The organism is Nonomuraea sp. NPDC001699 (assembly GCF_053596455.1).
In genome coordinates this window covers 394,354-414,826 of sequence record NZ_JBSFGF010000006.1, presented here as the reverse complement: position 1 = coordinate 414,826, position 20,473 = coordinate 394,354, and the positions used below count along the sequence as shown (strand labels likewise).

The following is a 20,473-nucleotide window of genomic DNA, read 5'->3' as shown; positions in this document are numbered from 1 at the left end:
ACCACTGTATGGTCAGACCATACCCAACCACACTGTTCCGGGCCAGCACCGGGGAGGCATCGGTGAAACGCACACGGGCGTTCGAGGACGTGCTCGCCCAGATCGAACGGCGCATCGCCGAGGACGGCCTGACCGTGGGCGACCGGCTGCCGGGCGAACGCCGGCTGGCCGAGCAACTGGGCGTCGGCCGCTCGTCCGTACGCGAGGCGCTGCGCGTCCTGGAGACCCTGGGCGTGGTGTCCTCGCAGGTGGGACGGGGACCGGACGCGGGGGCCGTGCTGACCTCGCGGCCCGACACCGCGCTGACCGACCTGCTCCGGCTCAACCTGGGCCTGGCCACCCTGGAGCAGCGCGAGGTCGTGGACGCCCGGCTGATGATCGAACGCTGGTCGGCCGCGCACGCGGCGGCGACCCGGGCCGGCACCTCGGCCCTGGACGCCGCGATCGAGGGCATGGACCGGGCGGGCACGGCCGAGGAGTTCGTGGAGCACGACACGGCCTTCCACTGCGCGATCGCGGACGCCTCGGGCAACCGGCTCATCGCCGCCATCATGCGCTCACTCCGGGACGCGATGCGCAGGAACGCCATAGAGGCGGTCGAACGCCTCGGCGACCCGTCCGTCCTGCGCGCCGACCACGAGCGCATCCGGGCGGCCATCGCGGCCGGCGACCCGGACGAGGCCCAGCAGGCGGTCACCGACCACCTGGCGCACGCCTACCCCGCCCTGTTCCCCGGTCACTGACGCAGGTCGGCCTCCCGGCACCCGGCGCCCGAGCAGGCCCGCATCGCCTGGAGCCGGGTGTCGAGCCCGAGCAGCAGCGCCGGGTCGGCGGTGGCCGCGAGGTTGTCGAGCTGGTACGGGTCGGCGGTCAGGTCGTAGAGCTGCCGCTCCCCCGTGTCGTACCTGACGTAGGTGTAGCGGTCGGTGCGCAGCGCCTGGTAGGAGGGCACCGGCGTCTGGGCCGCCGACGACCGGTTGACCGGCCTGTTGAACTCGACCAGCACGTTCCTGCGCCACTGGGCGGGCGGGCTGCCGCGCAGCAGCGGCACCAGCGAGCGCCCCTCGGTGAACGACGGCACGGCGGCCCCGCCCAGCGCGGCGATCGTCGGCGCGATGTCGACGGTCGCGCCGAGCTGCCCGATCGTCGAGCCCGGCTTGATCCCCGGCCCGCGCACCACGAACGGGACCTTGATCGCCTCCTCGAACGGCGTCGTCTTGCCCTGGGTGAGCCGATGCGTGCCGAGATGGAAGCCGTTGTCGGAGGTGAAGACGATGTAGGTGTTGTCGAGCTTGCCGGACGCGCGCAGCGTCTCGACCACCGATCGGACCAGGTCGTCCACGCCGAGCATCGAGCGCAGCCTCCGGCGGTGGCGCTCGTCGACCCGGTCGATGTCCTCCTGGCTCAGCGGGGGCAGGGAGCGCAGCCACAGCGGCTCCTTGCTCACGTCGACCTGGTTGAACGACGGTGTGCGCGGCGCGCCGACCTCGGGGAGGTCGGCGACGTGCCGGACCGCCGGGTTGGCCGGGTTGTGCGGGCCGATGGGCGTCAGGTAGAGGAAGAACGGGTCGTCGGAGCCGGTGATGAAGTCGCTCGCCTTGGCCGCCAGCACGTCGGACAGGTAGTCCTGCTCCGACCAGCCGTAGTCGTACAGGTCGCCGTTCTCGTTGAGACGGTAGCCGTACTCCTCGTAGAGCTTGCGAACTGGGACGTCCCATTCGTCCCAGCCGGGCGGCACGTACGCGGCGTCGGCGGTCGCGCCGGGATAGTGGTTCAGGAACTTGCCCATCAGCGCGGTGCGGTAGCCGGCCTGCTGCATCCACGTGCCGATCGTGGAACGTTCCAGATCCAGCGAATGGAAGCGGTCGAACCCCCCTTCGGGGGCGGTGTTGGTCAGGACGCCATGGCTGTGGACGTACTGGGACCGCAGGATCGACGTGCGCGAAGGGCAGCACCAGGAGTTCGTCACGAAGAAGTGGTCGAAGGAGGCGCCCTTGGCGACCAGCTCCGAGGTGATGGTCGGAAAGTAGGGCAGAACGCCGCTCTCCAGGTCGTCGGCCATCACGAACACGATGTTCGGCCGCGCGGCGCTCACGGCCATCGTCGGCTCGGCCGCCGGCGACAGCAGGAGCAGCAGGCAGAAGAGACGACAGAGACTCTTGAGCACAATGTCTGATCTCCCCGGAGGATCACGCATTGACACTGCGGCGTCGGTAATGGAACTTTATTCCGGAGGTGCGTATGAAGCTCGGCCTGAATCTCGGCTACTGGCAGCGCGGCGCCGACGACGCCACGGAGACCGTCCTGGCCGCCGAACGCCTCGGCTACGACTCGGTGTGGACCGCCGAGGCGTACGGCAGCGACGTGTTCACGCCCCTGGCCTGGTACGGCGCGCGTACGAGCCGGATCAAGCTGGGCACGTCGGTGGCGCAGATCTCGGCCCGCCCGCCGGTCACCACCGCGATGACCGCGATGACGCTCGACCACCTGACCGGCGGCCGGCTGCTGCTCGGCCTCGGCGCCTCCGGCCCGCAGGTGGTGGAGGGCTGGTACGGGCAGCCGTTCGCCAGACCCCTGGCCAGGACCCGCGAGTACGTCGAGATCATGCGCCGCGTGTGGCGCCGCGAGGAGCCCGTGACCAGCGACGGCGAGCACTACCCGCTCCCCCTGGCGGGCGGCCTGGGCAAGCCGCTCAAGCTCATCACCCACCCGCTGCGCCCCGAGATCCCCGTCTACCTCGGCGCGGAGGGCCCGAAGAACGTCGCCCTGGCGGCCGAGATCGCGCAGGGCTGGCTGCCGCTGTTCGCCTTCCCCGGCCGGATCGAGGAGATGTACGGCGACGCGCTGGCGGCCCGGAGCCCCGGCTTCGAGATCGCCGCCATGGTGATGGTCGTCATCTCCGACGACGTCAGGGCCGCCCTCGACGGCGTCAAGATGATGCTGACGCTCTACATCGGCGGCATGGGCGCCAAGCAGCGCAACTTCCACGCCGACATCATCGGCCGCATGGGCTTCGCCGAAGCCGCCGAGCACATCCAGGCCCTCTACCTGGCCGGCCGCAAGGACGAGGCGTTCCGGGCGATCCCGGACGAGCTGGCCGACGGCATCTCGCTCGTCGGCCCGCCCGGCCGGATCAGGGAACGGCTCGACCTGTGGCACAAGAGCCCGGTCACCAGCCTGCTGGTCATGGGACCGCGCGACGAGCAGTCGCTGCGCACGGTCCGCGACCTCGTGCTCGGCTGAGCGGCCGGTTCGGACACCCGGTCCGGGTGGTCAGTCCGGGCGCGGCGCCGGGTCGTCGGTCACCGAGCGCAGCAGCGGCCTGCTCAGCGCGCCCGCGCCGATCACGCCCCCGAAGCCCGCGGCCACGCAGACCAGCAGCGTGACCACCCCGGTCGTGCTGATCCCGCCGATCATGAACGGTATCGCGCAGAACGCGCCCACCAGGATCGCGCCGCCGCCCATCACGGCCATCGGGATCAGCGTCTCGGCCCGCCGGGCCCGGTCCAGGACCTCCAGGGGCGTGCCGGCCAGCCGCAGCAGCGCGTACGTCTGCCGCCGGTCCAGCACCGACGACGCCGCGGTGATCCCCGCACTGGCGATCGCCACGAGGAACGACACCGACAGCACCACGATCGTGCCCACGCGCACGTCGGCGAGGATCTGCAGGCCGAAGCGCTGGTCGTCGGCCTTCGTCGTCGGGGTGTGCCCCGGCACGAGATCGCTCAGCACGGTGCGCGCCCGGTCGACCACGACGTCGTCGGCGCCGCTGCCGAGCGCCGCGACCACGGTGTGCTTGGTGGTCTTCACCGTGGCCGTGATGCCCGCCCGGCCGAGCCGGTCGCGGGCCTGGTCGGCCACCTTCGACACCTCGCCCACCGGCGCCGCGACGCTGAGCTGGGCGGGCCCGGTGTCCCCGCCGAACGCGCCGGGGCTGAGCAGGCCGAGGAACCCGGCCACGAAGCCGGTCAGGGCCACGCCGCTGACGGTCCGCCAGGCCGAGCGCGGATCGTCCACGAGCCTGCGGGCCGCCAGCAGCCGCGCGGGCCGGCGCGCGGTCCCGGCCGCGACCTTGCCGATGAGGCCGACCACCCACGGGCCGGCCAGGTTCAGGCACAGGAACGCCAGTCCGAGCGCCACGGCCACGATCGCCACGCTGGTCCCCCTGGTGAGCAGCGGGAACGCGGCCAGCACCGCGAGCAGCGCGAGGACGCGGACGAACCGCATGCCGGGCGGCGTCTCCCGCTTGGCCACGCCCAGCGGGCTGACCACGACCCGGCGCAGCCCGACCACCGCCGACACCCCCACCAGCAGCGGCACCGCGACCAGCACGCCGGCCAGGATCAGCAGGTTCGGGAACAGGTCCGCGACGAACCAGGTGCCGCCCTGGATCGGGATGCGCGCCAGCAGCGGCACGGCCGCCCCGAACGCGACCGCCCCGGCCAGCGCCCCGGCGAAGGCCACCAGCACGGCCTCGGCCACCGTCATGCCGATCACCTGGCCCGGCGTGGCGCCGACCAGCCTGAGCGCGGCCAGCCGCTGGTCGCGCCGGGCGACCGTGAGCCTGGCCGCCGCGCCGCCGAACACCAGCAGCGGCACCACCATGAGCACGCTGGCGATCAGCGCCAGCACCTGGTACGCGGTGGCGTCCTCGCTGGGCGTGCCCGCCAGGGTCGCGACCTTGACCGGCGGCTTGCCGAGGATCCAGTCGTCGCTGCGCTCGGCGGTCATCGCGGGCGAGTCCGGGGCGTGGCCGACGACCGCGACCAGCTCCTCGGGCTGGACCAGCGCCTCCGGGCCCAGCACGCCCTTCGGCGCCGGGTAACGCTTGGCGAGCTGGTCGGCGGGCAGCCGGGCGGCCAGCTCGGACAGGGCGGGCGACAGCCACACCTCGCCGGGCGCGGGGAAGTGCGGCATGCCGGGCGGGGCGGGCGCCCCCGGCTTGAGCGCGGCCAGGTCGACGACGGTGATCGCCTGGTCCCCCACGTAGTCGAAGCGGCTCGCCTCGACGGCGACCGCCGCGTCCTTCTGGGCCGCCGCCACCGGGTTGCGCCAGGCGCTGCGGTCGGCCCTGGCGTCGAAGGCGACGTTCGCGGCGACGGCGAACAGCAGCAGCGCCGTGGCCACCGCGACCGCGCCGAAGGTGAGCCAGGTGCCCAGCATGCCCCTGCGCCCGCCGCCCTTGAGCAGCCGCCAGGTCAGGTCGAAGTTCACGCGGTCACCCCGTGGGCGAGCAGGCGGCCGTCGCGGACCTCGACCGTGCGGTCGCACCAGGCGGCCACGTTGGGGTCGTGCGTGACGACGATCAGGCAGGCCCCGTTGTGCCTGGTCGCCTCGGTGAGCAGGCGCATCGTGTCCTGGCCGGTCTGCTGGTCGAGCGCGCCGGTGGGCTCGTCGGCGAAGACCACGGCGGGCTTGCTCACCAGCGCCCTGGCGATGGCCACGCGCTGGGCCTGGCCGCCGGACAGCTCGCCGGGCCGCCGGGCCTCCATCTGGTGCAGGCCGAGCAGCGGGAACCACTCGCGCGCCTGCCGTACGGCCTGGGCGCGCGGCACGCCGCCCAGCATGAGCGGGAGCGCCACGTTCTCCTCGGCGGGCAGCTCCGGCAGGAGCTGGCCGAACTGGAAGACGAAGCCGAAGCGGGTGCGCCGCAGGGCGCTGCGCTGGCGTTCGCCCATCGCGTCGATGCGCTGGCCCAGCAGGTGGACCTCGCCGTCGTCCGGCTTCATGATCCCGGCCAGGCAGTGGAGGAGGGTCGACTTGCCGGAACCGCTCGGGCCCATGATGGCCACGGCCTCGGCCGCCCGTACCGTGATGTCCACGCCGCCCAGGGCGACCGTCTGCCCGAACCGCTTGGCCAGGGCTCGTCCAACAAGCACGTCGTTCATGGGCTCCAGCCTTCCGGGACAGGGGGTGCCGGCGGATCGGCCGTGCGTCCATTTCGGCCTCGGCCGAACGGCTGATCCTTAGAGTTGAGCCGTGACTATTCGGGTTCTCATCGCCGACGACCAGCAGCTGGTACGCACCGGCTTTCAAATGATCTTGGACGCTCAACCGGACATGGAGGTCGTGGCCGCCGTGGCCGACGGCGCCGAGGCCGTGGCCGAGGCCAGGCGGCTGCGGCCGGACGTGTGCCTGCTCGACATCAGGATGCCCAAGCTCGACGGGCTGGAGGTGACCCGCGTGCTGTCCGGGCCGGGCGTGGAGAACCCGATGCGGGTGGTCATCGTCACCACCTTCGACCTCGACGAGTACGTCTACGGCGCGCTGCGCGCCGGGGCCACCGGCTTCCTGCTCAAGGACAGCGGCCCCACGCTGCTCATCGAGGCGGTCAGGGCGGCCGCCGGCGGGGACGCGCTGGTGTCGCCGTCGGTCACCGTACGGCTGCTGCAGCACCTGACCCAGCCCAGGCGGGCGGCCGAGCCGCCGAACGGCGCGCTGACCGACCGCGAGCTGGACGTCGTGCGCCTGGTGGCCAGGGGACGCACCAACCAGGAGGTGGCCGCCGAGCTGTTCGTGTCGCTGTCGACGGTGAAAACGCACCTCGGCAGCATCCAGGCCAAACTCGGTGTCCGCAATCGAGTGGGAATCGCAGCTTGGGCGTGGGAATCCGGCGTGGTGAGCTGATTAACAGCGGTGCTCACGGGATACAAGTGAGTCAGAACCTCAGCGCATGGCCCGGGGGGAGAACATCGTGCGCTACGCCCAGGCACCGCCAACCAAAGCAGCTTCCGCCGTCTACGTGACGCTCACCGCGCAGGTCCTCTCCCTGGGCGCCCTCGTGGTCTTCGAGCGGTCCAGCGGCCGTCATCTCGCCGTCCAGCTCGCCGCGTTCGGCGGCCGTCCCCACGGGGCGCAGGCCGAGGCGGTCGTGGGGGCGGTGACGATGTTCGCGGTGCTGATGATGCTGGTCGCGGGCACCTCCGTCGCCGCCGCGGCCGCCTACGTGACCTGGCTGGTGCGCGCCCGCCAGGTCAAGGACCGTTCCAGCCCCACCGGGCCGGTCGCGGCCGCCTGGCTGATCCCCGTCGTCAACCTGGTCGCGCCCGCGCTGCTGGTCGACGACGTGTGGCAGCGGGCCAAGCCGCCGGCCGGGCGGCGCGGGCGGTGGCTCGCGCTGCTGACGGCGTGGTGGCTGAGCTGGCTGGCCATGCTGACGCTGATCACGGTCCGCCTCCCGCTGGAGTCCTCCTCCGACGGGCTGACCGGGGTGGGGTTGCTGGAGCTGGCCGGCGCGGTGACGGCGGCCCTGCTGTGCGCCGCCACCGTCCGCGAGGTCACCCGCGTCCAGCGGCTCGACGTGGCCGGACGGCTGCGCGAGGCGGTCGCCGAGGCCGCGTCCGGCCCCGAGGTCGTGACCCGCCTGACCACCCGGCCCGCCCAGGGCTCGACCCCGTTCGGCCACACCGGCTAGCCGTGGCGGCCACGCGGGCCTCGCGGGCCTCGTCGGGTCAGGCAGCCGTCGGGCCCGAGCTGCCGGGGCTGGCGTGCCAGAGCTGCCGGGGCGGGGCGGCGATGGCGGGGCCGAGGTCGGAGTAGGGCGAGAGCCGGAAGCCGTTGGCGTACTCGATCTTCCGTCCGCCGACGCCCTGCGACTGTTCCGGGGCCTGGTCGAGCAGGGCGCGGACCGCCTCGACGCCCTCCGCGCGCCACAGCGCGTCCAGGTCGGTCAGGTTCCAGCAGTCCACGGCGCGCATGGAGACCGCGCGGGCCCCCGTACGGCGGACCACTCCCCTGGCGAGCATGAGCCACGAGCCGAACACCGTCGCCGCGCACCTGCCCTGCACCGACTCGAAGAACGTCAGGTCGATCGGGCCCGTCGAGTCGTCGAGGGTGGTGAAGATGACCCGCTGCCCCGAGCGCACGGCGGGCGTCTGGGTGGCCACCTTCACCCCGGCGACCAGCACCTCCGCGCCGTTGCGCTGGGCGAGCAGGTCCTTGGAGCGCACGACCCCGAGCGCGTCGAGCAGCTCGTCGTGGAAGCTGATGACGTGCCGGCTGACGTCGATGCCCAGGATCTCCAGCTCGGCCTCGACCATCTCCGTCTCCGTCATCTCGGGCAGCTCGCCGGGCGGCAGGTGCTCGCCGAAGCCGAGCGGGAGCTGCGTGGACGGCTGCTCGGCCCGGGGGCGGGGCGCCGCCGCGGTGTAGCGCCTGGACCGGGGCGCGGCCGAGCGCACGCCGATCGACGACGCCCGTTCCAGCGCGCCCACCTGGGCGATCAGGTCACGCCGGGTCAGCTCTCCCGGACGCCAGCGGGGACCGCCCGGGCGCAGGCCGTGCAGCGCGTCGAGGCCGCCGACCTGGACGATGCGCTCGATGGTCGGACGCGAGGGCCGGGCCCGGTCCCAGAAGTCGGCCAGCGACGTGTACGGCTGCCCCGCCACCATGCGTTCGACCTCCGCCTCGCTCACCCCCTTGATCGCCGAGAACGGCACCCGCAGCGCGTAACCGCGGCCGATCTCCCCGATCCGGAACTCCTGCCGCACCGGACGCCGCTCCTCCCCCAGCTCCGACGGGCTCACCCGCAGCCGCAGCGGCGGACGCGGGCCGAGCCGCTCCACCCGCCAGTCCTTGCCGGACCCGTTGACGTCGAGCGGCAGGATCTCGACCCCGCACTGCCGGGCCTCGTCGATGATGACGCGCGACGGGTACATGCCGGGCTCGTGGGTGAGCACCCCGGCGAAGAACGCCGCCGCGTGGTGCCGCTTGAGCCAGGCCGACTGGTAGGTGGGCAGCGCGAACGCCGCCGCGTGCGCCTTGCAGAACCCGAACGCGCCGAACGCGTCGAGCACCTTCCAGGCCCGCTCCACCGCCGCGTCGCCGAACCCGTTGGCCCTGGCCAGCGGCACGAACGCCTTGCGCACCCGCTCCCGGCCCGCCGGCGTGTCCAGGGTGCGCCGCAACGTCTCGGCGAAGGACAGGTCGCGTCCCGTCATCACCGAGATGACCTTCAGCACCTGCTCGTGGAAGACGACCACGCCGTGCGTCTCCTTCAGCGCCTCGCGCAGCCGCTCGTGCGGGTAGTACGGCCGCCGCCATCCGTGCCTGGCCTCCAGGTACGGGGTGACCATGTCGGAGTTGACCGGCCCCGGCCGGAACAGGGAGATGTCCACGATCAGGTCGTGCATCCGGCGCGGCTCCAGCTTGGCCACCAGCTCGCGCTGGCCCGGCGACTCGATCTGGAAGCAGCCGAGCGTGCGGCTGGCGCAGATCATGTCGTAGGTCTCCTGGTCGTCGTGCGGGACGTACTCGACGCCGGGGTCGTCGCCGGTCTGCTCGTCCAGCCTGACCTCGATGTCGTCCACGCGTTTGACCTCGCTCAGCGCGTACGCCATGGCCGACTGCATGCGCACGCCCAGGACGTCCAGCTTGAGCAGGCCGGCCTCCTCCACGTCGTCCTTGTCGAACTGGGACATCGGGAACTCCAGCAGGCTGCGTTCCACCGGCGTCCTGTCGCGCAGGCCCGAGTTGCCGACCAGCACGCCGCACGGGTGCAGCGCGATGTGCCTGGGCAGCCCGTCGAGCCTCTCGGCCAGCCGGAACACCCGGTCGAGCCCGGCCTCGCCGAGCCGGCTCTCGCGCAGCTCGGGCAGGTCGGCCAGGGACGCGGTGATCTGCCTGGCCCTGATGTGCGGGAACGCCTTGGCGATGGCGTCGATCTCGTGCGGGGGCAGGCCCATCGCGCCGGCGACGTCCCTGATGGCGCTGCGCGCCCGGTAGGTCTCCATCATGGACACGCAGGCCACGCGGGCCTCGCCGTAGCGTTCGAAGATGGCCTTGTAGCAGTCGAGCCGGCGGGCCGACTCCACGTCCACGTCGATGTCGGGCAGGCCGACGCGTCCTTCCGACAGGAAGCGCTCCATGAGCAGGCCGTGTTCGAGCGGGTTCACCTCGCCGATGCCGATGAGGTAGTTGACCAGGCTGCCGGCGCCCGAGCCGCGGATGGCGCAGCGGATGTCCATGCCGCGGATCATGTCGGTGATGCCGGCCACGGCGATGAAGTACCCGGACAGGCGCTTGCGCTCGATGACGTCCAGCTCGGCCCGCAGGCGTTCCCTGGCCTGCGGCGAGCGGTCGAGGCCGCGCCTGACCAGGCCGTCCTCGACGCGGTTGCGCAGCAGCGGCACCGGGTCGCGGCCGATCTCGGGCAGGTTGAGGTCGGGCGGGTCGTTCCTGAGCGCGAGCAGCCGCAGCGGGTCCATCGAGCACGCCTCGGCCAGGCGCCTGGTGGTGAACAGCAGCCGGGCCACCCGTTCCCGGTCGGCGCCGCAGACCTTGGCCGCCACCTGCCACATCTCCTTGGTGCTCTTGAGGTAGGCGTGCGAGGTGGTGCGTTCCAGGTGCCGCGGGTGCAGCGGGACGAGCTGGCGGGCCGCGTCGAGCACGTCCCCGACCTGGTGGTCGGCCGGGTCGAGGTAGCGGGCGGCGTTGGTCAGCACGGCCGGCACGCCGGCGGACTCGGCCAGGCCGAGCATGCGGACGGCCGTGGTGGCGTCGCGGAAGCCGTACTGGTCGACCAGTTCGATCACCACGCCGGGGACGGCGGCGCGCCACAGGCCGAGCAGCGTCCTGGCATGCTCGTCGCGGCGTTCGGCGATCGCGCGGCCGACGTCGGAGCGCGGCCCGAGCAGCACCACGAGCCCGTCCTCGGCGCCGAACCCGTGGTCGCCGCCCTGCGGCCCGGCCCAGGCGCCGAGCAGCTCGCGGGTCACCTTGGGCGCGCCGCGTTCCCCGGCGGCGTGCGCGGCGGTGACCAGGCGGCACAGCCGTGACCAGCCACCGGCGCGGGCCAGCACGGTGACCCGGTCCTCGGCGCCGGGACCGGTCCTCGGCCGCGGCGGGCGGAGGCCGGGCGCCGGGGTGGAGGCCGGGACGTCGAGCGCCAGGTTCACGCCGACCACGGGGGCGATCCCGGCGTCCGCGCACGCCTGGACGTGCTTGACCGCGCCGTAGAGCCCGTCGCGGTCGGTCAGCGCGAGGATGTCCATGCCGTGCTCGGACGCCCGGTCCACCAGGGCGCGTGGGAAGGCGGTGCCGTACCGCATGGAGTACGCCGAGGCCACGTGGAGGTGCGGGAACGGGGGCGCCATCAGTCCCACGCCCGCAGCAGCAGCCAGCCGTTCCCGGCGGTGTCGTAGCGCAGCTCGTACGAGCCGACCTCGCGCCCCGGGCTCGCCTCCACCCGCCAGAAGCGGCGCTCGCCGGGGTCGCCCTCGCCGGTCTTCCACCACTCGCGCGCCACGACCCAGTGGTCGAGCACGTTGCGGACGAGGTAGAGCCGGTCGCGCCAGACGAATTGGGTCGGCTCGCCGTCTCTGGTCCACACCTCTATCGGATCGCCATAGAGTCTGCTCAAGACGCTTCTCCCCGCGGCTCTGGTTCGTTTGCTGAGCCACCCGGGGGAAGACGGGCGTGCTTATGTATCGAACATATGTTCTTACGGCCCGAAGCGCAAGTCACCCGCCCGTCTTGTCAGGGGGTTGGCGCCGATCGAGTTGCGGATGCTGAAGGTGACGCTGCCCGCCCGGTACCTGTCGTCGGAGGACTCCACCGGCCGGCCCTCGTGGGTGGTGGTGACGCGGCGCTGGCGCAGGAGCGGGCTGCCGCGCCGCACACCCAGCAGCCGGGCGTCCTCGGCCCCGGCGGGCACGGCGTCGATGAGGTGCTCGCCGTAGGCGAAGATCAGGCCGATGGAGTCGTACAGGGCCTCGGTGACGGACGCGCAGTCGGCGGGGAGCGCCTCGACGGCGGGGGCCACCCAGCCGGCGTAGACGGTCCGCTCGACGAGGACGGGCTCGCCCTCCAGCGAGCGCAGGCGCAGCACCTCCAGCACCTCGCCCCCATCCTCGCCCGCGCCGAGCCTGGCGGACTCGGGCGCGGTGGCGGACCGGCGGCGCTGGGAGACCACCTGACCGCCGATGCGGTAGCCGTTGGCCCTGGCCCACTGGGCGAAGCTGTGCAGCTCGGCGAAGCTCTGGCTGCGCGCGTTGCCGAGCACGATGCGCCTGGCGCCCTGCCGCGACCCCACCAGCCCCTCGGCGACCAGCACGGCCACCGCCTGCCGTACGGTCCCGCGCGCCGCCCGGTGGCGGGTGGCCAGCTCGGCCTCGCTCGGGAGCTGGGAGCCGACCGGGTACGCGCCCGCGAGGATGTCATCACGCAGCTCAGCGGCTATCCGTTCATAGCGCGCAACCATTCGCGACCCTCTCCATTCATGAAAGAGCAATGTTTATGCGACTTACTGGTGCTCGCTTGTTTGTACAAGTTCCCTTAGGTTCTTTCCACACCCCCCGGAGAGTGGAGGCGACGTGTTCACACCTCGCGCCCGTACGGCCGGCGTCATCGCGGCCCTTACCGTTGTCACCGCGGCGTGTGGCGCCGCCCCGAGCAGCCAGCAGACCACCAAGACGGCCGAAGGCGGGGCGAACGCGGCGACCGCCGCCTCGGCCGCCGACTTCGGCGGCTTCGACAAGCTCGTCGAGGCCGCCAAGAAGGAGGGCAACCTCCACGTCATCGCGCTGCCGCCCGACTGGGCCAACTACGGCGAGATCATCAAGTCGTTCGAGGCCAAGTACGGCATCAAGATCGAGAGCGAGACGCCCGACGCGGCCAGCGCGGACGAGATCAACGCCGTCAAGACCCGCAAGGGCCAGGACCGCGCCCCCGACGTGCTCGACCTCGGCCAGTCGTTCGCCATCAGCGGCGCCAAGGAAGGGCTGTTCGCGCCGTACAAGGTGCAGGCGTTCGACAAGATCCCCGAGGGCCAGAAGGAGCCGACCGGGCTCTGGACCAACGACTACGGCGGCTACGTCTCGATCGGCTGCGACGCCAAGAAGATCGCCAACTGCCCGACCAGCTACGCCGACCTGCTCAAGCCCGAGTACAAGGGCAAGGTCGCGATGAACGGCAACCCGACCAAGTCCGGCTCGGCCTTCGCCGGCGTGTACGCCGCCGCGATCGCGAGCGGCGGCTCCTTCGACGACATCCAGCCCGGCATCGACTTCTTCAAGAAGCTCAAGGACGCCGGCAACTACAACCCGGTCGAGACGACCCCGGCGACCATCGAGAAGGGCGAGACCCAGATCAGCATCGACTGGGACTACAACAACGCCGCCTACGCCCCCCAGATGTCCGCCAAGGGCCTCGACTGGAAGGTGAACGTGCCGACCGACGGCAAGTACTTCCAGATGTACGCCCAGGCCGTCAACAAGGACGCCCCGCACCCGGCGGCGGCCAGGCTGTGGCAGGAGTACCTGTACAGCGCCGAGGGCCAGAACCTCTACCTCAAGGGCTTCGCCCGTCCGGTGCTGCTGCCGTCCATGACCTCCGACGGCACGGTGGACAAGGCGCTGGCCGAGAAGCTGCCCCAGGTCGAGGGCACGCCCGAGTTCCCCACGCCCGAGCAGGTCGACGCGGCCAAGGCCAAGCTGGCCAGCGGCTGGGACGCCGCGATCTCGGGATGACCCGCTCGCGTTCCAGGGGCTGGGCGGGAGCCCTGCCCCTGCTGGCCTTCTTCGCCCTCGTCTTCGGCGTCCCGGCGGTCGCGCTGGTGGCGGGGGCCTTCACCGCGCAGGGACGGCCGAGCCTGGCCAACCTCGCGCAGAGCCTCCAGGGCGGCTATCTCGTCGCCATGGCCGGGAGCGTCAAGCTGTCGGCCGTGGTGGCGCTGGCCGGGGCCGTCCTCGGCACGTTCCTCGCCTACGCCGTGGTGACCTCGCGCTTCACGCTGCTGCGCGAGGCCGTGCTGACCGCCTCGGGCGTGCTGGCCAACTTCGGCGGGGTGCCGCTGGCGTTCTTCTGGATCGCCACGCTGGGCAACTCGGGCGTGATCAGCGGCCTGGTGGGGCTGCCGTCGGGGTCGCTGTACACGTTCTGGGGGCTGGCGATCGTCTACCTGTACTTCGCGATCCCGCTGATGGTGCTGGTCATGGCGCCCGCGCTGGACGGGCTGAAGCCCCAGTGGCGCGAGGCCGCGGCCAACAGCGGCGCGACCGCCTGGCACTACTGGCGCTTCGTCGCGCTGCCGGTGCTCGCGCCCGCGATGCTGGGCGGGGTGGTGCTGCTGTTCGGGTCGGCGTTCTCGGCGTACGCGACCGCCAACGCCATGGTGGGCACCGTCGTGCCGCTGGTCACCCTGAAGATCGCCAGCGCGCTGACCGGTGACGTGCTGGTCGGCTACGAGAACATCGCGCTGGCGCTCAGCCTCGACATGATCGTGGTGGCCGGCCTGGTGATGGCGATCTACCTGCCGCTGCAGAGGAGGAGCTCCCGATGGCTGCGCTGACCGGGCTGGAGCCCGTCGCCGCGGCGGCGGCGAAACCGCCCGCACGGCCCCGCTGGTGGCGCGGCCTGGTGTTCGCCCTGGCCGCGGCCTACTTCCTGATCCCGCTCGGGGCCTCGCTCTGGTACACGATCCACAACCCCGCCACCGGGGTGTCGTTCTCCGCCTACGGCGAGCTGCTGACGGCCGAGGGCTTCGCCCGCTCGCTGCTGATGTCGCTGTCGCTGGCCGCCGCGACGATCGTGCTGGTCCTGCTGCTGGCGCTGCCGGCGATGCTGGCCGTACGGCTGTTCGCGCCGCGGCTGCGGCCGGTGATGGAGGTGCTGTGCACGCTGCCGCTGGTGGTGCCGCCGATCACGTTCGTGGCCGGGCTGACGACCTCGCTGCGTGACGGGGCCGATCTGCTGGCGCCGACGCCGTTCTGGGGCACGCTGATCGCGATCCAGGACCCGGGGTTCCCCGTCGTGCTGGTGCTCGCGTACGTCGTGCTGGTGCTGCCGTTCGTCTACCGCTCGCTGGACGCCGGGCTGCGCACCATGGACGTGCGCACGCTGGTCGAGGCCGCGCGGAACCTGGGCGCGTCCTGGCCGCACGTGCTGCTGCGGGTCGTGGTGCCGAACCTGCGCTCGGCCCTGGCCAGCGCGTCGTTCCTGACGCTCGCGCTGGTGCTCGGCGAGTACACGGTGGCCAGCCTGCTCGGGTACGAGCCGTTCGCGGTGTGGATCGTGACCGTCTCCGGTTCCAAGGGGCAGCTCTCCGTCGCGGTCTCCATCCTCAGCCTGCTGCTCATCTGGGCGTTGCTGCTCGCCGTCTCCACCGTCTTCAGTGGAAGGAAGAAATCATGACCGCTCAGGTGGAGTTCCGCGGGCTGCGCCGGGTGTTCGGCAGGACGGTCGCGCTCGACGGGTTCGACCTGACCATCGCCCCCGGCGAGTTCGTGGCCCTGCTCGGGCCCTCGGGCTGCGGCAAGACGACGGCGCTGCGCTGCGTGGCCGGGTTCGAGCGGCCCGACTCCGGCGCGGTGCTGCTGGACGGCAAGGACATCACGAACGTGCCGGCCAACAAGCGCGACGCCGGCATGGTCTTCCAGTCGTACTCGCTCTTCCCCAACCTCAACGCCCGCGACAACGTGGCCTTCGGCCTGCGCGTACGCAAGGCGCCCGCGGCCGTCCGGCACGCCAGGGCCGCCGAACTGCTCGAACTCGTCGGGCTCCCCACGCACGCCGACCGCTTCCCGCACGAGCTGTCCGGCGGCCAGCAGCAGCGCGTCGCCCTGGCCCGCGCGCTCGCGCTCGAACCGCGCGTGCTGCTGCTGGACGAGCCGCTGTCGGCCCTCGACGCCAAGGTGCGCGTGACGCTGCGCGAGGAGATCCGCCGCCTGCAGCTCGACCTCGGCATCACCACCGTCTTCGTCACCCACGACCAGGAGGAGGCCCTGTCGATCGCCGACCGGGTCGCGGTGCTGCGCGAGGGGCGGCTGGAGCAGTGCGGGCCGCCCGCCGAGGTCTACGACCGTCCGGCCACGCCGTTCGTCGCCGAGTTCGTCGGGGCCATGAACCACCTGGCCGGGCGGCTCTCCGGCGACGGCGTGACCGTGTTCGGCCAGCTCCTTCCCGTGGACGGCCCGGTGCCCGCCGAGCCCGACGTGGACGTGCTGATCCGCCCCGAGGCCGTACGGGTCACGCCCGACCCCGACGGGCGGGCCGAGGTGCTGGCGGCGTCCTTCCGGGGGGCCTCGGTGCGGCTGCGGCTGTCGCTGGAGGGCGGCGAGGTGCTGGCCGACGTCCCGGGGCACGAGGCGGCCCGGCTGGGCGCGGGGGCCCGGGTCACGGTCCGGCTGGTGGAGCGGCCGGTGCTGGTGGCCGCCCGTACGGTCACGGCGCCCGCGCCGGTGTTGTCGGCCGATGCCTGAGGCGCTGCCCGACGCGGTCCAGGTTGATGCCGTCCCTGCCGACGCTGTCCTGTTCGACGCCGTGCTGTTCGACGCTGTCCTGTTCGACATGGACGGCACGCTGGTGGACACCGAGGGGCTCTGGTGGCAGGCCGTGGCGGCGGTGGCCCGGTCGCTGGGGCGCTCGCTGACGGCGGACGACGCGCCGCACGTGGCGGGCCGCACGGTGGGCGACACGGCCGCGTACCTGGTGGACGGGACCGGCGCCGGATCCTCTGGCGAGGTGGCGGAGGCGCTCACCGAGGCGTTCGCCGAGCGTGTCAGGGAGGGGCTGACGGTCCTGCCGGGGGCGCCGGAGCTGCTGGCCGGCCTGGCCGCGGCCGCCGTGCCGACCGCTCTGGTGACCGCCTCCCCCCGGAGCATCGCGGAGCTGGTGCTGCCCCGGCTCGGGCACGCGTTCGACCTGGTGATCACCGACGGGGACACCGCCCGCGGCAAGCCGCACCCGGACCCGTACCTGGAGGCGGCCCGCAGGCTGCGGGTGGCCCCGGCGCGGTGCGTGGCCGTCGAGGACAGCCCGGCGGGCGTGGCCGCGGCCACGGCCGCCGGCTGCCGCGTGCTGGTGGTGGACCCCGCACACGGGCTGGCCCGGGTGCGGGCCGCGCTGCTCGGCGCTCCCCCGCACGGGGGATGAGCACGCCTCCCACAGGGGAGGGACGGGCCCGCGGCCGTCGGCAGGATGCCGTTCATGAGCATTGTCAGGACGCCCGTCGTGGCGCTCGCGCTGGTGGTCCTCTACGGCGGCCTGCGCGTCTATTGGGAGCTCGGCCACATGCCGGCGCGGATGTCGCCGATCGGTCCCGATCTGATCGTGTTCACCGGCTGGGCGGCGGTGGGCCTGTGCGCGGCGGCCGCGGCGGCGCTGGTGGTCATGATGACCGTGCGCCCGGACGGCCCGCTCGGGTGGGCGCCGCCGGCGCTGGCGTGGGCGGTGGGCGGCGCGCTCATCGTGTCGGGGGCGCTGCTGCTGCTCGACGTGGTGTCCGCGGTCGTCCCCGGGCTCGGCATCCCGTTCTCGTGGACGGGGGCGCTCAGCAAGGCGGCCTGCGTGGGCTCGGGGGTGCTGCTCTGGCGGTCGGCCGCGGCCTACCGGCGGCGGGCCGCGGCGACCTGCGAGGCGTGCGGGCGCGGGCCGCGTGCGGCCAGGGCGCTCGGCCGAACGCCGGGGTGGGCCTTCGCGGCGGCCTACGTGTCCGTGGCCGGTTGCCTGGCGCGGATCGCGGCGCAGGCGGCCGTGGGGTTCGACGCTGTGCCGTACCGGGCCGGGGCGGCGGCGTTCGAGGTGGAGTTCCTGCTGGCCGGGACACTGCTGCCGCTGGCGCTCGTCCACCGGTTCGGGCGGGTGTGGCCGCGATGGGTGCCGTGGCTGGCCGGGCGTCCGGTGCCGCGCCGGCTGGTGCTGTGGCCGGGCGCAGGGGTGTCCGGCGGGCTGCTGGCCTACTTCGGGGTGGCGCTGGGGCAGATGGCCGCCGAACGGCTCGGCGGGGGCGTGCCGTTCTCCGGGGGCGACCTGCCCGAGGCGTTCTTCTGGGTGGCCGTGCCCGGGTACGTGGTGTGGGGCGCCGGGATGGCCGTGGCGGCCTGGTCGTACGCGCGGCGTACGCGTACCGCCTGCGAGATCTGCGGCGGATAGCCGTCAATCGGTAAGCTGACCCGCCGTGAGCGGTGATATATCCCAGATCGGGCGCTACCGGCTGCTGAGCGTGCTCGGGCGAGGCGGCATGGGCACCGTCCACCTCGCCGAGGACCCGGCCGGGCAGCAGGTCGCCATCAAGGTGATCAATCCGGAACTCAGCCAGCACGAGCAGTTCAGGATGCGCTTCCGCCGGGAGGCCGACGCCGCTCGCCGCGTACGCAGGTTCTGCACCGCCGCGGTGATCGAGGCCGCGCTCGACGGCGACCTGCTCTACGTCGTCACCGAGTACGTGCCCGGCCCCAACCTGGAGGAGGCCGTACGCCGGTCGGGGCCGCTGCGCGGGTCCAGCCTCGACGCCCTGGCCGTCGGCGTGGCCACCGCGCTCACCGCCATCCACGGCGCCGGGGTGGTCCACCGCGACCTCAAGCCGTCGAACGTGCTGCTGTCCCCCGTCGGGCCGCGCGTGATCGACTTCGGCATCGCGCGGGCGCTCGACACGCTGGGCGGCGTCACCGGCACCGGCGAGCTGGTCGGCACGCCCCGGTACATGGCGCCCGAGGTGCTGCGCGGCGAGCCGGTCTCGCCCGCCTGCGACGTGTTCTCGTGGGGCTGCCTGATCGCGTTCGCGGCGAGCGGACGGGCGCCGTTCGGCGGCGACACGCTGCCCGCCATCGTCTACCAGGTGCTCAACACCGAGCCCGGCCTTGACGACGTCGACCCCGGCCTCCGCGAGCTGGTCGGGGCCGCGCTGCGCAAGGACCCGGCCATGCGGCCCACCGCGCAGCAGCTCCTCGACCACCTCGTGGGCCGCTCGGCGGCGCCCGCGCAGGCGGCACACACCGTGCAGGTGGCCTGGCAGCAGGCCACCACGCCGTTCACCGAGGTCGCGCCCCCGGCCAACACGGCGGCCGGAACGGCGGCGAAGCGGCGCGGCAGGCTGCTCGGAATCGGCGCGGCCGCCGCGGCGGTGCTAGTGGCGGGCTCGGTGGCCGCCTGGGCGATGCTCACCCCGGGCGGGCCCCCCGACGACCTGGGCGTCCTGTACCGCGAGGACTTCACGCAGACCTCCGGCGGCTGGCTCGGCACGTACGACCCCACCACCACGGGCAGCAAGGGCTACCGCACGGACGGCACGTACGGGCTTGACGTGGCGGACGGCCGCGAGGAGCAGCGGGCCAAGGCCCCGATCCCCTTCCTCGTCGCCACGCCCACGACCACGCCCGACCCCTCGGCCACGCCCACGCCGATGTTGCCGTCGTCGGTGGTCGTCGGCGTCACCGCCGAGATCCGGGAGTCCGCGGGCAACGGCGAGTACGGCGTCTACTGCCACGACTCCGACGACGACGACACCTACTACGAGTTCGGCCTCGACCTCCAGGGGAACGCGCGGATCCGCCGCGTGTACGACGGCGCGGGCGGCACGCTGACCCAGCCCGCCAAGGTGGCCAAGCCGGAGGGACGCGTGCGCATCGTGGCCTCGTGCGAGCAGCGCGGCGCGGCGGTGCGGCTGACGATGTGGGTGAACGACAAGCGGGTGGCGCAGGCCGACGACCCCAACGGGCTCGGCAACGGGCACGTCGGGCTGTTCGCGCGTACGCCCAAGGACAGCGAGTCGTCGCTGAAGCTGACCTTCGACGACTTCGAGCTGCGGGGGCAGAAGGAACCCCAGGCGGGCCCGCGTTCATGACGGCCATCGGGGTAGGGGATGCGGATGGCGAAGCTCATGGACCGGGTGCGCGCGTACCTGCGCAGCCCTGAAGGCAGGCAGAACGTGGAGAAGGCCAAGCGCATGGCCCGCGACCCGCAGAACCAGGAGAAGGCCCGGCGCTTCCTGAACCGATTCCGCACCCGCCCACACTGACGGCCCTCTCCGCCCGCCGCTGACCGGCCCCTCCGGCCTCAGCCACTGACGGGCCCTGCCGCCCGCCGCCGCCGACCGGACGCTGACCGGTCGCCGCCGCTGACCGGACGCTGACCGGTCGCCGCCGCTGATCGGGGACGCTCAGAGGACCCCGGCGCGGGCGGCCGCCAGGGCGGCGTCGGCGGCGCGGTCGGCGTCCCGCTCGCTCACCGGCTCGTGCGCCACGAACAGCCGGTAGTAGACCGGGGCGACGGCCACCCTGATCACCTCCCGCACGTCGACGACGTCGGGCAGCTCGCCGCGGGCGATCGCCCGCCGGACCACCTCGGCCGACTGGTCGTGCCGCGCGGCGAAGAACTCGTGCAGGGCCCGCGCCGCCTGCGGGTCCTGGACGGCCGCCGCCACGAACGCCGACGACACCGGCCCCATCTCCGGGTCGGCGAACCCGCTGCGGACGAGCTGGACGACCCCCCGCAGGTCGCCCTCGACGCTGCCGGTGTCGGGGATCGGCCACGGCTCGTCCTTGGCCAGCTGCAAAGCGTCGGAGATCAGGCCCTCCACGCTGCCCCACCGCCGGTAGACGGTGGTCTTGTGCACGCCCGACCGCTCGGCCACGTTCTCGACCGTCAGGCCGCGGAACCCGTGGGCGGCCAGCTCGGCCAGGGTCGCCTGGCGCACGGCGTCGCGTACCCGCGCGCTGCGCCCTCCCGGACGCCTGCTCGTCTCCAAAAACTACTCCAG

19 protein-coding genes are annotated in these 20,473 nt (G+C 73.1%); 12 read left to right on the top strand and 7 right to left on the bottom strand.

Going from position 1 to position 20,473, the window contains the following annotated elements; genetic code table 11:
* The first annotated feature begins 62 nt into the window (after positions 1 to 62).
* Positions 63 to 743, top strand: coding sequence for a FadR/GntR family transcriptional regulator (locus ACWCSU_RS21215; RefSeq protein ID WP_449936883.1), 681 nt, complete (start codon positions 63 to 65; stop codon positions 741 to 743).
* Here ACWCSU_RS21215 and ACWCSU_RS21210 read toward each other — a convergent pair.
* The gene (locus ACWCSU_RS21210; RefSeq protein WP_357705054.1) at positions 737 to 2,167 is read right to left on the bottom strand and encodes a sulfatase family protein; all 1,431 of its coding nucleotides are present in this window, start codon (positions 2,165 to 2,167) and stop codon (positions 737 to 739) included. The two genes, ACWCSU_RS21215 and ACWCSU_RS21210, sit on opposite strands and share 7 nt — an antisense overlap.
* 74 nt (positions 2,168 to 2,241) lie before the next feature.
* Here ACWCSU_RS21210 and ACWCSU_RS21205 point away from each other — a divergent pair, with 74 nt between their 5' ends.
* On the top strand, positions 2,242 to 3,243 hold the full coding sequence (locus tag ACWCSU_RS21205; RefSeq protein ID WP_357705051.1) for an LLM class F420-dependent oxidoreductase: 1,002 nt from the start codon (positions 2,242 to 2,244) through the stop codon (positions 3,241 to 3,243).
* A 30-nt stretch (positions 3,244 to 3,273) separates the two neighbouring features.
* Here ACWCSU_RS21205 and ACWCSU_RS21200 read toward each other — a convergent pair whose 3' ends face one another.
* Both ACWCSU_RS21200 and ACWCSU_RS21195 read right to left on the bottom strand, forming a co-directional pair.
* Positions 3,274 to 5,214: an FtsX-like permease family protein gene (locus ACWCSU_RS21200; RefSeq protein ID WP_357705049.1), complete on the bottom strand. Its 1,941-nt coding sequence runs from the start codon at positions 5,212 to 5,214 to the stop codon at positions 3,274 to 3,276.
* Positions 5,211 to 5,888, bottom strand: coding sequence for an ABC transporter ATP-binding protein (locus ACWCSU_RS21195; RefSeq protein ID WP_449936879.1), 678 nt, complete (start codon positions 5,886 to 5,888; stop codon positions 5,211 to 5,213). Before ACWCSU_RS21195 ends, ACWCSU_RS21200 begins: the two co-directional genes overlap by 4 nt.
* Before the next feature lie 91 nt (positions 5,889 to 5,979).
* Between ACWCSU_RS21195 and ACWCSU_RS21190 the strand changes: the two genes are divergently transcribed.
* Together ACWCSU_RS21190 and ACWCSU_RS21185 are read left to right on the top strand one after the other, a co-directional pair.
* The gene (locus ACWCSU_RS21190) at positions 5,980 to 6,627 is read left to right on the top strand and encodes a response regulator transcription factor (protein ID WP_357705044.1); all 648 of its coding nucleotides are present in this window, start codon (positions 5,980 to 5,982) and stop codon (positions 6,625 to 6,627) included.
* 46 nt (positions 6,628 to 6,673) lie between these two features.
* On the top strand, positions 6,674 to 7,414 hold the full coding sequence (locus tag ACWCSU_RS21185; RefSeq protein WP_449936877.1) for a DUF4328 domain-containing protein: 741 nt from the start codon (positions 6,674 to 6,676) through the stop codon (positions 7,412 to 7,414).
* Between the two features lie 37 nt (positions 7,415 to 7,451).
* On the opposite strand, the gene ACWCSU_RS21180 is transcribed toward ACWCSU_RS21185, so the two are convergent.
* The 3 genes from ACWCSU_RS21180 to ACWCSU_RS21170 all read right to left on the bottom strand — a co-directional run bounded on the left by ACWCSU_RS21180 (position 7,452) and on the right by ACWCSU_RS21170 (position 12,199).
* Complete coding sequence (locus ACWCSU_RS21180; protein ID WP_449936876.1) at positions 7,452 to 11,093, bottom strand: DNA polymerase III subunit alpha; 3,642 nt, start codon at positions 11,091 to 11,093, stop codon at positions 7,452 to 7,454.
* Positions 11,093 to 11,359, bottom strand: coding sequence for a DUF6504 family protein (locus ACWCSU_RS21175; RefSeq protein WP_357705037.1), 267 nt, complete (start codon positions 11,357 to 11,359; stop codon positions 11,093 to 11,095). The genes ACWCSU_RS21180 and ACWCSU_RS21175 overlap by 1 nt, the downstream gene beginning before the upstream one ends.
* Positions 11,360 to 11,440: 81 nt before the next feature.
* A complete protein-coding gene (locus ACWCSU_RS21170; RefSeq protein ID WP_449936873.1) occupies positions 11,441 to 12,199 on the bottom strand; it encodes a GntR family transcriptional regulator in 759 nt (252 codons plus the stop codon).
* A gap of 112 nt (positions 12,200 to 12,311) precedes the next feature.
* Here ACWCSU_RS21170 and ACWCSU_RS21165 point away from each other — a divergent pair, with 112 nt between their 5' ends.
* From ACWCSU_RS21165 to ACWCSU_RS21130, 8 genes are read left to right on the top strand one after another with little or no spacing between them, the layout of a single operon-like run.
* Entirely contained in the window at positions 12,312 to 13,466 is a 1,155-nt protein-coding gene (locus ACWCSU_RS21165) for an ABC transporter substrate-binding protein (RefSeq protein ID WP_357705032.1), read from the top strand.
* Complete coding sequence (locus ACWCSU_RS21160; RefSeq protein ID WP_357705030.1) at positions 13,463 to 14,287, top strand: ABC transporter permease; 825 nt, start codon at positions 13,463 to 13,465, stop codon at positions 14,285 to 14,287. Before ACWCSU_RS21165 ends, ACWCSU_RS21160 begins: the two co-directional genes overlap by 4 nt.
* Entirely contained in the window at positions 14,275 to 15,129 is an 855-nt protein-coding gene (locus ACWCSU_RS21155) for an ABC transporter permease (RefSeq protein WP_357705028.1), read from the top strand. The genes ACWCSU_RS21160 and ACWCSU_RS21155 overlap by 13 nt, the downstream gene beginning before the upstream one ends.
* On the top strand, positions 15,126 to 16,196 hold the full coding sequence (locus ACWCSU_RS21150; RefSeq protein ID WP_357705026.1) for an ABC transporter ATP-binding protein: 1,071 nt from the start codon (positions 15,126 to 15,128) through the stop codon (positions 16,194 to 16,196). The genes ACWCSU_RS21155 and ACWCSU_RS21150 overlap by 4 nt, the downstream gene beginning before the upstream one ends.
* On the top strand, positions 16,189 to 16,869 hold the full coding sequence (locus ACWCSU_RS21145) for an HAD family hydrolase (RefSeq protein ID WP_449936870.1): 681 nt from the start codon (positions 16,189 to 16,191) through the stop codon (positions 16,867 to 16,869). Before ACWCSU_RS21150 ends, ACWCSU_RS21145 begins: the two co-directional genes overlap by 8 nt.
* 54 nt (positions 16,870 to 16,923) lie before the next feature.
* Positions 16,924 to 17,868, top strand: coding sequence for a hypothetical protein (locus ACWCSU_RS21140; RefSeq protein WP_449936867.1), 945 nt, complete (start codon positions 16,924 to 16,926; stop codon positions 17,866 to 17,868).
* A 25-nt stretch (positions 17,869 to 17,893) separates the two neighbouring features.
* The gene (locus ACWCSU_RS21135) at positions 17,894 to 19,558 is read left to right on the top strand and encodes a serine/threonine-protein kinase (RefSeq protein WP_357705020.1); all 1,665 of its coding nucleotides are present in this window, start codon (positions 17,894 to 17,896) and stop codon (positions 19,556 to 19,558) included.
* A gap of 24 nt (positions 19,559 to 19,582) precedes the next feature.
* Positions 19,583 to 19,732: a hypothetical protein gene (locus tag ACWCSU_RS21130; protein WP_357705018.1), complete on the top strand. Its 150-nt coding sequence runs from the start codon at positions 19,583 to 19,585 to the stop codon at positions 19,730 to 19,732.
* A gap of 141 nt (positions 19,733 to 19,873) precedes the next feature.
* Here the strand turns inward: ACWCSU_RS21130 and ACWCSU_RS21125 are convergent, their stop codons facing one another.
* Positions 19,874 to 20,461 carry a TetR/AcrR family transcriptional regulator gene (locus tag ACWCSU_RS21125; RefSeq protein ID WP_449936865.1) on the bottom strand — a complete coding sequence of 196 codons (588 nt, stop codon included), beginning with the start codon at positions 20,459 to 20,461 and terminating at the stop codon, positions 19,874 to 19,876.
* Positions 20,462 to 20,473: the final 12 nt, after the last annotated feature.

Coding starts and splice junctions, on each gene's coding strand:
- ACWCSU_RS21205 (WP_357705051.1), top strand. CDS start 2,242: ATGAAGCTCGGCCTGAATCTCGGCTACTGGCAGCGCGGCGCCGACGAC.
- ACWCSU_RS21195 (WP_449936879.1), bottom strand. CDS start 5,888: ATGAACGACGTGCTTGTTGGACGAGCCCTGGCCAAGCGGTTCGGGCAG.
- ACWCSU_RS21185 (WP_449936877.1), top strand. CDS start 6,674: ATGGCCCGGGGGGAGAACATCGTGCGCTACGCCCAGGCACCGCCAACC.
- ACWCSU_RS21180 (WP_449936876.1), bottom strand. CDS start 11,093: ATGGCGCCCCCGTTCCCGCACCTCCACGTGGCCTCGGCGTACTCCATG.
- ACWCSU_RS21170 (WP_449936873.1), bottom strand. CDS start 12,199: ATGGTTGCGCGCTATGAACGGATAGCCGCTGAGCTGCGTGATGACATC.
- ACWCSU_RS21160 (WP_357705030.1), top strand. CDS start 13,463: ATGACCCGCTCGCGTTCCAGGGGCTGGGCGGGAGCCCTGCCCCTGCTG.
- ACWCSU_RS21155 (WP_357705028.1), top strand. CDS start 14,275: ATGGCTGCGCTGACCGGGCTGGAGCCCGTCGCCGCGGCGGCGGCGAAA.
- ACWCSU_RS21150 (WP_357705026.1), top strand. CDS start 15,126: ATGACCGCTCAGGTGGAGTTCCGCGGGCTGCGCCGGGTGTTCGGCAGG.
- ACWCSU_RS21145 (WP_449936870.1), top strand. CDS start 16,189: ATGCCTGAGGCGCTGCCCGACGCGGTCCAGGTTGATGCCGTCCCTGCC.
- ACWCSU_RS21140 (WP_449936867.1), top strand. CDS start 16,924: ATGAGCATTGTCAGGACGCCCGTCGTGGCGCTCGCGCTGGTGGTCCTC.
- ACWCSU_RS21130 (WP_357705018.1), top strand. CDS start 19,583: ATGGCGAAGCTCATGGACCGGGTGCGCGCGTACCTGCGCAGCCCTGAA.